Source organism: Ruminococcus sp. N15.MGS-57 (assembly GCF_000980385.1).
Classification (GTDB): Bacteria; Bacillota; Clostridia; order Oscillospirales; family Ruminococcaceae; genus Hominimerdicola; species Hominimerdicola aceti.
This window is the reverse complement of record NZ_LARF01000001.1, coordinates 18,560-32,666: the sequence shown is the minus strand read 5'-3', so window position 1 is coordinate 32,666 and position 14,107 is coordinate 18,560. Positions and strand designations below refer to the sequence as shown.

At 43.4% G+C, this 14,107-nt stretch carries 11 protein-coding genes; 4 read left to right on the top strand and 7 right to left on the bottom strand.

What is annotated here, in order from left to right; translation table 11 throughout:
* Nucleotides 1-5: 5 nt before the first annotated feature.
* From WS40_RS00130 to WS40_RS00110, 5 genes are all read right to left on the bottom strand, one after another.
* On the bottom strand, nucleotides 6-908 hold the full coding sequence (locus WS40_RS00130) for a carbohydrate ABC transporter permease (protein ID WP_022287236.1): 903 nt from the start codon (nucleotides 906-908) through the stop codon (nucleotides 6-8).
* Nucleotides 909-926: 18 nt separating this feature from the next.
* Nucleotides 927-1,865, bottom strand: a complete 939-nt coding sequence (locus WS40_RS00125) for a carbohydrate ABC transporter permease (protein WP_022287235.1) — start codon at nucleotides 1,863-1,865, stop codon at nucleotides 927-929.
* 17 nt (nucleotides 1,866-1,882) lie between these two features.
* Nucleotides 1,883-4,849, bottom strand: coding sequence for an extracellular solute-binding protein (locus tag WS40_RS00120; RefSeq protein WP_325208335.1), 2,967 nt, complete (start codon nucleotides 4,847-4,849; stop codon nucleotides 1,883-1,885).
* Between the two features lie 131 nt (nucleotides 4,850-4,980).
* Nucleotides 4,981-5,880 carry an ATP-binding cassette domain-containing protein gene (locus tag WS40_RS00115; protein WP_046439215.1) on the bottom strand — a complete coding sequence of 300 codons (900 nt, stop codon included), beginning with the start codon at nucleotides 5,878-5,880 and terminating at the stop codon, nucleotides 4,981-4,983.
* 40 nt (nucleotides 5,881-5,920) lie between these two features.
* A complete protein-coding gene (locus tag WS40_RS00110; RefSeq protein WP_333636038.1) occupies nucleotides 5,921-6,664 on the bottom strand; it encodes an ABC transporter ATP-binding protein in 744 nt (247 codons plus the stop codon).
* Nucleotides 6,665-7,408: 744 nt separating this feature from the next.
* Between WS40_RS00110 and WS40_RS00105 the strand changes: the two genes are divergently transcribed.
* The 4 genes from WS40_RS00105 to WS40_RS00090 all read left to right on the top strand — a co-directional run bounded on the left by WS40_RS00105 (nucleotide 7,409) and on the right by WS40_RS00090 (nucleotide 11,540).
* Complete coding sequence (locus WS40_RS00105; RefSeq protein WP_046439131.1) at nucleotides 7,409-8,881, top strand: S1C family serine protease; 1,473 nt, start codon at nucleotides 7,409-7,411, stop codon at nucleotides 8,879-8,881.
* Nucleotides 8,882-9,100: 219 nt separating this feature from the next.
* A complete protein-coding gene (locus WS40_RS00100) occupies nucleotides 9,101-9,469 on the top strand; it encodes an MmcQ/YjbR family DNA-binding protein (protein ID WP_022287230.1) in 369 nt (122 codons plus the stop codon).
* 1 nt (nucleotide 9,470) lies between these two features.
* A complete protein-coding gene (locus WS40_RS00095) occupies nucleotides 9,471-10,688 on the top strand; it encodes a pyridoxal phosphate-dependent aminotransferase (RefSeq protein WP_022287229.1) in 1,218 nt (405 codons plus the stop codon).
* Between the two features lie 81 nt (nucleotides 10,689-10,769).
* A complete protein-coding gene (locus WS40_RS00090) occupies nucleotides 10,770-11,540 on the top strand; it encodes a hypothetical protein (protein ID WP_046439129.1) in 771 nt (256 codons plus the stop codon).
* Nucleotides 11,541-11,692: 152 nt separating this feature from the next.
* Here WS40_RS00090 and WS40_RS00085 read toward each other — a convergent pair whose 3' ends face one another.
* Nucleotides 11,693-13,015, bottom strand: a complete 1,323-nt coding sequence (locus WS40_RS00085; RefSeq protein WP_046439213.1) for an ABC transporter permease — start codon at nucleotides 13,013-13,015, stop codon at nucleotides 11,693-11,695.
* Complete coding sequence (locus WS40_RS00080) at nucleotides 13,002-13,742, bottom strand: ABC transporter ATP-binding protein (RefSeq protein ID WP_022287226.1); 741 nt, start codon at nucleotides 13,740-13,742, stop codon at nucleotides 13,002-13,004. Before WS40_RS00080 ends, WS40_RS00085 begins: the two co-directional genes overlap by 14 nt.
* Between the last annotated feature and the right edge of the window lie 365 nt (nucleotides 13,743-14,107).

Genomic DNA, 14,107 nt, shown 5'->3' with positions numbered 1-14,107 from the left:
TCAAATTAATCCTTCATACCTGAGTTAGCCATTGTTTCCATGACGTTGCCCTGAGCTACAAGGAATACGATCAGTGGTGGTATCAGAAGTACAACTGCTGCGGCAAATGTAACGCCCTGACGAGCAAGACCTGCTGCTGTGATCTGCTGTACAACTGTAGGTAGTGTTTTGAGCTGCTCGGAGTAGATAAGTGCTCCGCCCTGAATGTTCCATGCTCCCTGGAAAGCGAAGATGATAAGTGTCATCAAAGCTGGCTTTGAGTTTGGAACGACGATCTGCCAGCAGATCCTGAACAGACCTGCGCCGTCCACCTTAGCCGCTTCCACCATGGAGTCGTGGATGGTTGTCATGCTCTGACGCATGAGGTAAAGACCCATTGATGTTGAAATGCTTGGGAGGATCAATGCCCAGTATGTATCGATCATATGGAGCTTAGCCATTACGAGGAACTGCATGATCCATGTTGCATTTGAGGAGAACAGGAGGGCAATAACGATGATCTGGTTAATGACCTTGTTTCCTGGGAATTTACACTTTGCAAGAACGAATGCTGCGCAGCAGCAAACGAAAAGGTTGCAGATACAAATTACTATTGTAATAAAGAAGCTGTTGAAGATATATCTTGACAGCGGTACCTGCCATGAGCTTGCGGCTACCTTGAACATATCAGAGAAGTTGTTGGTAGTCGGATTCAGTACATAAAGCTTTGGAGGGAACACGAACAGCTCCTCAACAGGCTTCATAGACTGGATAACTGAGTAATACAGCGGGAACACCATGAATGCACCAAGGAGACAGAGGAATACGAAAATAACTATATCTCCGCCAAGAGAACCATTGACTCTCGCCTTTTTCTCTTTGACCTTCAGCTTTTCAATAGACTGCTGCTTTTTTCTTTTTCTAGCCATTTTATATACTCCCCTCCTTTAGTCAAGATACTTGCCTAAGAGCCAGTTAATACCCTTATTGGCAAGGAGCATTGCAGCGAACAATACGAAACATATTGCTGACGCATAACCCATTTCGTAACGAATGTTACCGTAGTCTGTTGCGTGGTTCATGATTGTGTGAGCTGCATAGTCTGTTGAAGGCAGACCTACGAGGTTCTGACCAACAACACCGACTGTGAATGATGCTGAGATCTGGATAACGGCAGCAAACAGAAGCTGTGGTCCCATTGAAGGGATAGTGATGTAGAAAAGCTCCTGCCATCTGTTCTTGATACCCTCGATAGCACCTGCTTCGTACATTGACTTATCAATGTTCTGGAAGCCTGCACGGATAGCAAGGAAGCCTGCACCCATTGACATCCAAAGCTGAACGATGATAACAACTGTAAGGATATAGTTTGTATCTGTGAGCCACTGTGCAGGTTCGTTCAGGATACCCAGATCGATAAGCACAGCGTTCAGGTAACCGTAGGAGTCACCTGACAGGATAAGCTGCCAGGTAACATATACGGAAGTTGTCATAGAAGGTGCATAGAACACGAATGTGAAGAAGGTTTTGAGGAATGCGTTCATCTCGTTTATCAGCCAGGCAATGATAAAGCTGAGGATATAAGAGAACGGTCCTGTGAATATCGCAAAGATAAGAGTATTTCTTACTGCGATAAGGAATACGTCGTCGTTAAGGAACAGCGTATAGAAGTTTGAAAGTCCTACGAACTTAGGAGTTTCGATCATGTTAAAGTTTGTAAAGCCCATTGGCAGCGACATTACGACAGGCACTACCGTGAAGATAATGAACAAAGACATGAAAGGCAGGAGCATTGCATAGCAAGCCTTGTTGGTTTTCATCATGTGCCACGTGTACTTCCACTTGCCCTGTTTTATCATAGGCGCTTCAGGATTGGTTTTGGCCATTAGTTACTCCCCTTTCATTAATTGTCGTACAGACCAAGATCTTCAAGCTTACGAGTGATCTCGTCGTTGATATCCTTATTGTACCAGAACAGTGTATCACGAGCGTTGTCGTAGTCATTAACTACAGCTCTGAATGCGTTCATAACGTTTCTTGTTACACCGTAAGATGCAGGAATGATCGGGATCTCTACCTGTGAATTAAGCTGGTCAAGAAGAAGATTTACTTCTGAAGTTGTCCAAGACAACTGCTGAAGAGCTTCTTCGTTAGCTGTTGCATATCTACCCATTGTACCAAGGATAGACTCGATGTTGTTACCGTACTTGACCTGAGCGTCAGTTGAGGTGAACCACTTGATGAAGTCCCAAGCGCCCTCCTGATCTGTTGCCTTTGTGAAGATAATAGCACCTGAACCGTTGGAGTTTGCTGCGTGGTTGATAGTTCCGTCTTCCTGAACAGTACCAGGAACTGGCTGGAATCCCCAGCAGCCCTTGATCTCAGGAGCGGCTACAGAAAGCTGGTTGTAGAATGTGTAGTTCTGGATAACTACTGGCATATCACCTGTTCTGAAACGTGTGAATGCGTCATATGTCTGCTGGAAGCTGTATGTTGTATAGAACTTTGTCCAAGTATCGAAAGCGTTTACAGCCTCCTGAGTATCGAATGTTGTTTTTGTCTGCTCTTCGTTGTAGTAGTTAAGACCCTGCTGGAGAAGGAGCATAGCGAATGTGTTACCAGGCTCTGTGATAGCAGATACCTGAGTTGTTCCGCCTGTACTTGTCATTACAGGAAGGATAAGACCAACTTCAAGGTAGTTTCTCTGAAGTGTTGGCAGACAGTTAAGAAGTCCGTCCCAGGTGTTAAGATCTGTTGCTGGGTCGATACCGTACTCGCTGAGGATATCAGAACGATAGAACAGCATTGGGAAGGTCTGGTCACATGGAAGACCGTATGTACCGCCGTTGTACTGATAAAGAACAGTAGCGTCGTCTGCAAAACGTGTCTTTACCTCGTCAAAGTCGCTGAATGTGGTGAGATCTGTAAGAACGCCACGGGCTGCAAGCTGGATAGGGAAGTCGCCGCCCATGAAGAGAGCGAGGTCAGGACCCTTGCCTGCAAATGTAGCCTCAACGATACCACCCTGAACGAGCTTAAGATTGATCTTTGTTTTAGCTGTTGGATTGTATTCACTTGAAATGAGCTGCTGGAGAGCCTCAGCGTTATCACGACCGAGCATTACCCAGCACTCCATAGCGCTTTCGTCCTCATCGGACAGTGCGTTGTAGTCCTCGAAGAAAGAACCGATAAAGCCCTTGAAACCGAAGCCAAGTGAGCCAAAGAATGACTTGTCACATGAAGTGAAATCCTGATCGGAAGTAGCTACCTCGATCATATCGACCTCAAGAGGCTGCTCACGATACTGGTTTACGAAAGAAGAAACCGATGTGATGTTATCCTTGATCTGTGACATCATCTCAGGGATAAGGTCAGGCTTCTTTATACACTTATCAAGAACGATAGCCATTTTCTCAAGAGTTTCAGCCTCAGTTCCGCCTGAACCTGAAAGCTTCTCGATCTCAGCCTTCTTATCTCTCAATGTCTTAGCATATTCCTTGAAATCAGGAACGATAGAAGGGATGGCTGTGTCGATCATGTAGTTGTTGTATTCATCAGGATCAGGACCTGTGATCTGTCTGATCTGTCTATAGTAGCTGTTTATGTTATAAACAAGCTCGTCCAGATCGCCCATGATCTCACCGATCTCACCAGGAACTGCTTCCAGAGAAATAGTGTTTGTGCCTGCCTGGAGGTAGAAATAAAGATCGTCGCCATTTTCAGACTTTGGCGTTGTGATGCTCCAGTCTGTATCGTAGTAGAACTTTATCTGATTAGCTTCAAGGCAAGGTACTTCGCCATTGACATAAAGACGTCTGTTGGAGTACATACCTCTCATCTGATCCTGTCTGCCTCTTATACCTATCTTATAGTAGCCAGCCTTGTCAACATTGAACTCCCATGTTACTGTCTGAGTTGACTGCGTCCAGCTTCCTGAACCGATAGTATTATATCTTGTTTTAGTAGGGCTTGAGCCGTTTGCGCTCGATGTGAGATAAGAGCTCTTATCTGCTGTAGGATAAAGAGTTCTTGATGACTTGTAGGCAGCAGTTTCACCCTCAAGAGTGATCTTCTGTCCCTGAGCCTGTGTCAGATCGCTGTCTGATGGTGCTGTGTAAGCAGCAGGTGCTTCATACTGATAGAAAGTAAAGCTCTTGACAGCAAACTCAGCCTTTTCAGATTCAAATGTTATCGTATGTTCGCCAGCCTCCATATAGAACTCCAGCGGCTCGTTAAAAAGTCCGTCGATGTCCTCCAGAGGAGTTTCCTGCCAGCATGGTGTCGATATCTGTCCAGGACGGATATCGTTCTGTCTTGAATCCTGTTTGATCTCAGATTCGTTGATCCATCTCTTGCTCAGCGTGATTCTTGACGCTGTTGCATATGGGCTTTCGCCGTCGATAAGCAACGAAAACTCAACGTCGTTTGTGTTGCTTTCAAGTGCCTCATATATCATCTTGATATTGTAGACGCCTGTTTCAGGAATGTTCACCGTCCAAGAAACTGAACCCTCCTGATTTGCCCACTGCATAACATCATTCTCTCCATCTACTGTAGTTACAGTGATCTGAGCGTCTGTTACTGAAGCAGGATCGTAATCTTTTCCCAAGACCTCAACTGTCTTATCAGGTCTTGCAGCGTCGGTATACTTCTTTACGTAGTTAGTATAAGAAGTCTGACGGATCGAATCGCTACCCGTCGTGGCAGCGGAGCTTCCGTCGCCTGTTGCAGAATCATCAGCAGTTGCCTGCGTGCCTAGAGTGCTGTCGTCCGCCGCTTCACTGTCTGCAAATGCTGGAACTGATGCGCTTGCACACAGAGCAAGTGCCAATGCGGAAGCAATAACACGCCTAAACATTGTGTCTTTCACTATGAATCCACCTTTCTAAATAAATTGCTTTTGGTTTTGCGAGAATCAAGCCTACTTAATTACATTCTAATATAAATAGTATAGAACCTCTTCATTATGTGATCCCCCACGGGAAATAAAGAAAATAAAACTTACGTCCCCCCCGATCTGAACAGCACGAGCTTTTCGCCGTTCTCATCAAGTTCGACCTTGACCTTATCGCCGCCTTTTATCTCAAGAGCGTCCATAAAGTCCTTCGGGAGCTGCAGCCGTCCAGATCTGTCGAGGACGATAAGCTCTTCATGAGCCGTTTCCTCGCTGTTCTCAACCAGCACGATATCTCCCATTTCATTAAGCTCCTCCACATAAGAACGCTTTCTTACGATCTCAGAGCTTGTTCTTCCATCTCTGATAGCCACCACTCTGTCGATATGATCGGCAAGCTTAAGGTCATGGGTAACGATCACTATAGTGATCTTCTCATCTTTATTAAGCTCCTTGAATATATCAAGTATCATATTGGAAGTCTTTGTATCCACCGAGCCTGTAGGTTCATCAGCCAACAGTAATCTCGGATCGTTTGCCAATGCAATAGCTATTGCAACTCTTTGCTGTTCGCCTCCCGACATCTGGTCGAGCCTGCTGTTTTTTCTTTTCAGCAATCCCACTCTGTCAAGCAGCTCCAGTGCTTTCTGCCGTCTTTTATGCTCGCCGTTGAGCAGCATAGGAAGTTCAACATTCTGCACAGCCGTAAGATACGGCACAAGATTTCTTGCATTATTCTGCCACACAAAGCCTACGGTGTTCCTTTTATACTCCATATAATCCTTATCAGTAAACTTCAGAAGGTCCTTACCGTCCACATAAAGATTTCCCGCCGAAGGCTTATCAAGTCCTCCAAGCATATTGAGCAACGTGGATTTACCACTTCCTGAGTTTCCGACGATCGCCATGAGTTCTCCACGCTCGACATCCAGGTCAAGTCCTTGGAGCGCCACCACCTCAACATCAGAAGTTTTGTAGATCTTCACCAGATTTTCACACCGTATCATATATTTATCATTGTCGGCAGCTACAATAGTATCAAGTTCATCACTCAACTATCTCACCGTCCTCTAATGTATAAACCTTATCAGCTATATCTATCATGCTGGGGTCGTGAGTGGTCATTATAATAGTCATCTCATCTCTCGCCACCAGCTCTTTGAAAAGCTTTACAACGTGGAGCGCAGTTGCCGTATCAAGCTCGGCGGTAGGCTCGTCCGCAAAGATTATGTCAGGCTTATGTGCGATAGCTCTTGCTATAGCAACTCGCTGCTGTTCACCACCGGACATTTCCCCCGGTCGGTGGAACATTCGCTTTTCAAGTCCCACGCTTCGCAGACATTCCCTTGTGCGCTTATCCCTTTCTTCATATGGATATTTCGCAAGTCTTAGACCAAAGTCAACGTTTTCATAAGCGGTCATTCCCGACATAAGTGCCACAGACTGGAACACGAACGCCATTTTATACCGTCGTATATCATCTCTGGCTCTTTCAGAAAGCCTTGTAATATCCCGTCCGCCAAACATGACCTTGCCCTTTGTTGGCTTGTCAAGCGCTCCAAGAATATTGATAAGAGTAGTCTTACCGCTTCCTGAACGTCCTCTAAGGATCGTCAGCTTGCCCTTTTCTATTTCGATGTTGATATTTTTCAGCGCATTCACAACGCTTCCGTCGCCGATCTTAAAATCACGGCACAGATTTTCAGTTGAAAGTATAGTGTCCATGCCGCATGGCTCCTTTATCACATCAAACAGGATCTTCGCCCTCATCTCATCCACTGTATTGGTCATTTTGACCTATGTAATATACTCAAACAAAGGTTAAAATATTTGTGCATTATTCACATATCGTGTCAGAAGCACACAACGACCACAACATATTGTATTTCTTGTACAATATGTTCAAATTTCGGGCAATAAATTATGCAAATCAGCCCATAATTTTATGTAAAATGCCAAAATGGGTTCATTCAGCTAATCTTAATTATATCAATTTCTCTGTATTTTGTCAAGGATGTTAAACGTTTAAGATAACATAAAAACGAGGCTTGCGGAGGATTTAGTCACCTTAAACAAACTATAAAATCATTTTTTGTGCATTTCGCAATAAATCTTGTCAAAAAAGGTTGAAAACTCTGTAGCCGTCAAGATTTTAGCTTTCAATTAATAATAATTTTACATTTTGAAGAATAAAATCCGAAAAATTTCTACTGATATGCACAAAAAACATTTGATATATTTATTTAAAATATGCAAAAGCAAAACTGTTCTTAACATTATGTAAAAGGAGGCAAAAAAAACTATACAAAAAGGCATTTGTGCAATTTGAACCTATAAAAAAAGCCAAATATGAAAGAAATAAGCCTGCAATATGACGTAATATTCCCGTAAAAAACATTAAACATTGTTCTATTTATCATACAGTTTTCACATAAACAAGTATAATATTAGATAACGAAACAAGAAAGCCCCACAAGGGGCGGATAAAATTGATTACCACGGCTCACGCCGCTGACATACCAGGAGGTTTTCATCATGAATGAATACAAAAACAACAACTTCAATGATAACAATAATAACAATTTTGAGAATAGCTATACACAGCAAAACGGATATAATCAATATCAGGCTCAGGCAGGCAGCGTGAATGAGTTCACATACAATCCTAATAAGAAAAAGTCAAAGGGCAAGAAGGTGCTTTCGGGCATTATTGCAGTGCTTTGCGTTGCAGCTATCGGAACTACTTCCATTGTAGGCTACAATCTTGTTACAGGAAAGAACGCTGTAGGCTCTTCAAACAACGGCACCGTTGTTTCAAAGGACGACAGCTCATCAAACAGTGCAAAAAGCACTGTTGACCGTTCAAATCTGCCAACTATCCAGCAGCTCTCAACTCCGTCCGACGCACTGACTATCCCTGAGATAGTAAAGAAGGTCTCACCTTCTGTTGTAGGCATCTCCTGTATCCTTTCAAACGGCACTGCAACAGGTTCAGGTATCGTAATGAGCGAGGACGGCTACATCGTAACTAACGCACACGTTGTTGATGGTGCACAGTCTATTTCAGTTGTGCTTCCTGACAGCTACAACGATACTTCAAGCAAATCAGATGACAGCAAATCAAGCTCTGACAGCAGCTCTGAGGACGATGAGGACAACCTCACATACACAGCTACCCTTGTAGGCAAAGACACTCAGACTGATATCGCAGTTTTGAAGATAGACGCAAAGGGACTTACAGCCGCTGAGTTCGGCACATCTGCAGATCTTCAGGTAGGTGAAGCTTCTATCGTAATAGGCAACCCTCTTGGCTTCTCACTTGCAAACTCTGTAACAGCAGGTATAATCTCCGCAACAGACAGAACGCTCACTGTTGAGGACAGGACAATGAATCTTATCCAGACAGACGCTTCTATCAACAGCGGTAACTCAGGTGGACCACTCATCAACGCATATGGTCAGGTAATAGGCATCACCTCTGCAAAGGTATCATCATCTGTGGGCGAGGGACTTGGGTTTGCTATCCCTATCGACGAGGCGCTCCCTATTGTTGAGGACCTTATGAAGAACGGTTACGTTACAGGCAGACCTAGCCTTGGAATTTCAGGTACAGACATCACAAGCGCATATTCATCATACTACGGTATCCCACAGGGCTTCCTTGTAAAGAGCGTTACTAAGGGAAGCGGCTCTGAAAAGGCTGGTATTCAGGAAAATGATATCGTTATAGGCATAAACGGAACTGTTATATCAAACATCAGCGAGCTGAATGAGATAAAGAACAAGTGCAAAGTCGGTGACACTGTTCAGCTTACTATATACAGAAACAAGAAAATGATAAATGTTGACGTTGTTCTCGGCGAGTCCACAGAGGACACTTCTGAGTCAAATGACAACGACCAGAACAACAATAACAATAATAATAACAATAACAACGACGACTACAACGATTACTATGGAAACTATGGCAATGGTCTTGGCGGCTATAATTACGGCTACGGTTTCTAAATAACAAAGCTTTCTTCATATTTTTCATATTCTTTTACTTCAGGGAAAGAGCTGTTCCGAGAGATCGGGACAGCTTTTTTCTTGACTTTCTTCTTGACAGAGGGTCAAAGCAGTGTTATTATAATAAGGTATACTATTAAGGCAACACCGCACAAAGCCCACCTGACGGTATTGCCTTAAACGAGTACACTTCTTTATTTTGCAAAGGTCGGTGATTTTATGACAAAAGAAGAATATCTTGACTTTTGCGGTTCTATTGCAGGTGCGACATATGACCAGCCTTTCAACGAGGACTTTCAGTCCACTGCACTGCGCCACTGGGACACGAAAAAGTGGTTCGGGCTTTTGATGCTCCACAATGACAGGTGGATAGTAAACTTAAAGCTAAAACCCGAAGAAGTGCTGTTTTACAGGGATATCTACAAGGGCGTGACGGAAGCTTATCACATGAACAAGGTCCACTGGATAACATTGTATCTCGACAGCGACGTGCCAACAGAGGAGATAGAAGATCTTACCCTCAGAAGCTTTGAGCTTACAAAGAGTAAAGATAAAAAGAAAACCAAAAAGCGAAAGGAAGCTTTATAAAATGAGAACTTTTTCAAAATCAAGCAAGCTTGATAACGTGTGTTATGATATAAGAGGTCCTGTTATGGACGAAGCAAATGAAATGATAGCAAAGGGAGAAAAGATATTCAAGCTCAATATCGGAAACCCTGCTCCGTTTGCATTCAATGCCCCTGACGAGATAATACAGGCAATGACAGACAATCTGAGAAACGCTCAGGGCTATTCCGACTCAAAGGGCATAACAGAAGCAAGACAGGCTATTTATGATTATGCACACTTTAAGGGCATACCTGTTGAAAGTCTTAACGACATCTACACCGGAAACGGTGTTTCCGAGCTTATCACAATGGTAATGCAGGGTCTTCTCAACAACGGCGACGAGGTTCTTGTTCCTGCCCCTGACTATCCGCTGTGGACAGCTTCCGTTACTCTTGCAGGCGGTACTGCCGTTCACTATATTTGTGATGAAAGCTCCGAATGGTATCCTGACCTTGAGGACATGGAAAAGAAGATAACAGACAAGACAAAGGCTATCGTTATCATCAACCCTAACAACCCGACAGGTGCGGTATATCCAAAAGAAATACTTGAAAAGATAGCAGACATGGCAAGACGTCATGAGCTTATCATATTCTCAGACGAGATATATGACAGACTTCTTATGGACGGCGTTGAGCATACTTCTATCGCTTCACTTTGCCCTGACGTTTTCTGCATCACTCTTAACGGACTTTCAAAGTCACATCGTATCGCAGGCTTCCGTGTAGGCTGGATGACCCTTAGCGGTGATAAGAGCAGAGTAAAAGGATACATAGAGGGTCTTAATATGCTTTCAAGCATGAGGCTTTGTTCAAATGTACCGAGCCAGTATATAATCAAATATGCTCTTGGTGATTACACAAAAACTGACGATCTGCTCCTGCCGGGGGGACGTATCTACGATCAGAGAGAGTATATCTACAACGCACTTAACAGCATTGACGGTCTGTCGGCTGTAAAGCCTAAGGCGGCATTCTATATCTTCCCTAAGATAGACGCAAAGCGTTTCAACATCACAAATGACGAGCAGTTCGTACTTGATTTTCTCCGTGAGAAGAAGATACTTCTTGTTCATGGCGGCGGCTTCCACTGGGAACAGCCTGACCATTTCAGGATAGTTTATCTTCCTAAGCTTGAGGATCTTGAATACTCCATGAATGAAATGAGAGATTTCCTCAAAGACTACAAGCAGAAGTAAAACTGTAGAGCGGACGGTGTTCGCCCAATATGCTTTTATGCTCATACCATACATCTACAAACACAGACACGAGGTACAAAAATGTCAAAACTTTGCAAATCATGTGGAAACTATTATGAGGGAGATCACTGCGACAAGTGCGGCTATGGCGACCCAAACTTAAAGACCCACGCCGCCGACAAATACAAAAAGCCCACAAAGCCTGAACGTTTCAGGACGGAGGAGGAAAAAGAGCTTTACGCCGAGTGGGAAAAGGAGAAAAAAGAGGACACTGAGATAAAGCGTCACTATGATCCCAACGCAGGCAAAAAGACCCTTGCCATTGTGGCGGTAGTTGTTATAGGCGTTATCGTGGCTGTTCTATACAAAAGCGGAGTTATTTTCAACTCCACAAAGACAGAGGTAATAAAAAAATACTTCAAGTCCATACAGACAAGCGATTTCGACTCATTCGTGGAGTGCTTTCCGAAAGAGATGAAGAACGAATACGAACAGCAGCGAACCGAAGGCGGATATGGCAAAGAGCAGGTTATGAAAGAAGTCCTTTACGGTGATTTCATTGAAAGCTATGGTTCTGATTACACTATCGACGTATCTTTCGGCAGAGAAACAAAGCTTAAAGAATCTGAATATGACCTGAGCGAATACAAAAGCTTTTACGGCTCTGCACCGAATGTTTCAGAGGCTTATGAGATAGTAACGAACGTGACTTTCAAAGGCTCAAAGGGCAGTGAGGACGCAAAGCTTTACATCTATGTTGGAAAATGCAGCGGAAAATGGTGCATTTTCAATATCACGCAGGATAACGGCATTGTTGACGAGGACACAGGGCTTAAAACTTCAGAAAATTAAATAGCACAAAGCAAAACCGCCACGGAGAAAATCCGCAGCGGTTTTTTTGTTTTGCGATAAAACCTATATGGTGGGACGTCGTATTTCTGTAAAACAGAAATTGAGTCGCTCACCTACATATAAGTGGCGTAATTATACGCTTTTATGTGATATTATCTCTTCTTAAAAGCAAATGACTTTCTTGTTTTCTGCTTTCCGCCTATTGACATTGTGAATATCTTGTCGCTCATGAAGATTTTCAATGCGACAGTCATGCACACTACAAGAAGCACTATCTGATAGATAAGTCCCCCTGCATAAAGGCTGTAGTTGCCAAACATTACGTTCTCGCTTGCCATAAAGGTATGAGTGAACGGTATAGCATAGACGATATACTTTATAACAGGTGAAAGCGTTCTGATATCAACTACCATTGCAAGAATATATGGTATCATTGCGGAGAAGGTTATAGGAAAAAGCATTGTCTGGGCAGATTTTGCGTCTTTTGCAAGTGCTCCTAATACCATTGAGAGTGACAATGAGATAAGGATAGACACAAACATCTGTATTCCCACAAGAGCATACTGTCCGATGCTCATAGTAAGACCAAGGTTTTCCATTGCAGATTCATATGCCGAGGTATCTCCTATGCCCTCAGTGAGACCGCCTGTCATTTTGCTCATGCCGAACATATAGACCACAGCCTGCAAAGCCGCAACAACACCTGCGGCAAGCATTTTTGACGCAAGGACTGAAAGTCTTGAAACAGGTGCGGAGAGAAGCGTTTCAAGGGTCTTATCTATTTTCTCGGTAGAGATCGCGCTAAGTATCATCTGAGCCGAGAACATTATAAGAACGAACATTATTATAGGCACTACCATGCTCTGTGCCGAGCAAAGGGACATCACTACAGAACTGCTCACTTTATCTGCCTTGTCGCCAACAACCGTTGTTTCAGAAAGCAGCACAGGGTCTTCAAGCTGATTCATTTCGTCCTCTGTCATTGCGCCGCTTGAAAGCTTATCCTGATAGATAGTTGATTTTACTGCCTGCTGTATAACTGCAAGGGCAGTGTCTGAGCCTGTGTTTATATTTGACATGGTTGCAAGAGAAGTCATTCTCTGAACATATCCAACGTCTGCCTTTTTATGCTGTTTTACCTGCTCTGTAAAGCCTTTTGGTATTATCACAACGCTGTCCTGATCGAGCCTTTTAAGCTCTGCGGCATAGTCGTCAGACTTTATATCTACAACTGTTATCTTACCGTCACCAGCCTTTGCGGTAGCTTTCAGAGAGTTTAAAACGTTTTCTGTGAACTCTGTTTTGTCAAGGTCGCAGATAGTAAGGTCGGAAGCCTTTTCGGCACTGTCGCTTATTGCCCCTGACATTGCCTGACCTGCCATAACAAGCACCACTACTGTGACTATCATTGTGACGATAGTTTGCAGGCTGAGCATTTCCTTTAATTCCTTGCGGAAAAGACTATAAAACTTCACGGTCAAGCACCACCCTTTCAAAGACTTCTTCAAGGTTCTGAGCGCCATATTTTTCAATAAGCTCCGCAGGCTTGCCGACTTCCAGCAACTCACCCTTTGCAATAATACCCACTCTGTCTGAAACATACTCTATTTCAAGCATATTGTGGGAAGAAAGCAGAAAGCTCATGCCCTCAGAAGCAAGCTTTCTTATCATTCTTCTTATTTCAAGGGCGTTTATGATATCAAGTCCCGAAGTCGGCTCGTCAAGGATAGCCAGTGCAGGGAGCGGCATTATCGCCCTTGCAAGGAGAAGCTTTCTTGCCATACCACGGGAATAATTTGATATTTTATCGTTAAGCCTGTCACCAAGCTCGCATATCTCACAGCCACGCTTAACAAACTCGTAAGCCTGTTCTCCGTTGTCGGCATAGATAGAAGCCATGAACTCCAGATATTCTCTGCCTGTCATGGTCTTATACGCACCAGCCTCGTCAGGGAGGTATGTAATGCTTTTTCTTACCATATCAGGTTCAGTGAGAATACTATGACCTGCCACGATAGCGTCGCCCTCTGTTGCCTGCAAAAGTGTTGATATCATTCTTATGGTCGTGGTCTTTCCTGCACCGTTTGGACCTATCAGCGCAAATATCTCGCCCTTTCCAACGTCAAAAGTGACGTTATGGGAGGCGTAAATGCCTTTTTTGTACTGCTTTGAAAGCCCTTTGACCTGTAAAACGGTTTCCATCGTTTTCCCATTCCTTTCTTTGTCTGTATCATTGTATTTTTTGTGAATAAATCAAGTATAGCACACCACGTTCCAACTGTCAATTGACATTTGTCATGTGCTGTTATGTAAATATGATTTACTAACAGTATACACTGTCTATGGCACGATGTCAATAGCGGTTTTCACCAAAACAGGCATGATTTTTATTATTTATGCGTTAGAATATAAAATTCACTTACTTTGTGAGATAAAGTAAACCACGTTACACAATGATTACAAATCAAATAATATTCTGTACATTTTCAACTCTTTCAAGTACGTTTTTTTGGATATCACAATGTAATGATTTGATTACATTTTGGTTACAGACAAGGGTAAAAAAA

Excerpts from the sequence above, each read along its gene's own strand:
- WS40_RS00130 (WP_022287236.1), bottom strand. The coding sequence starts at position 908 with ATGGCTAGAAAAAGAAAAAAGCAGCAGTCTATTGAAAAGCTGAAGGTC.
- WS40_RS00125 (WP_022287235.1), bottom strand. The coding sequence starts at position 1,865 with ATGGCCAAAACCAATCCTGAAGCGCCTATGATAAAACAGGGCAAGTGG.
- WS40_RS00115 (WP_046439215.1), bottom strand. The coding sequence starts at position 5,880 with ATGATACGGTGTGAAAATCTGGTGAAGATCTACAAAACTTCTGATGTT.
- WS40_RS00110 (WP_333636038.1), bottom strand. The coding sequence starts at position 6,664 with ATGACCAATACAGTGGATGAGATGAGGGCGAAGATCCTGTTTGATGTG.
- WS40_RS00105 (WP_046439131.1), top strand. The coding sequence starts at position 7,409 with ATGAATGAATACAAAAACAACAACTTCAATGATAACAATAATAACAAT.
- WS40_RS00100 (WP_022287230.1), top strand. The coding sequence starts at position 9,101 with ATGACAAAAGAAGAATATCTTGACTTTTGCGGTTCTATTGCAGGTGCG.
- WS40_RS00095 (WP_022287229.1), top strand. The coding sequence starts at position 9,471 with ATGAGAACTTTTTCAAAATCAAGCAAGCTTGATAACGTGTGTTATGAT.
- WS40_RS00090 (WP_046439129.1), top strand. The coding sequence starts at position 10,770 with ATGTCAAAACTTTGCAAATCATGTGGAAACTATTATGAGGGAGATCAC.
- WS40_RS00080 (WP_022287226.1), bottom strand. The coding sequence starts at position 13,742 with ATGGAAACCGTTTTACAGGTCAAAGGGCTTTCAAAGCAGTACAAAAAA.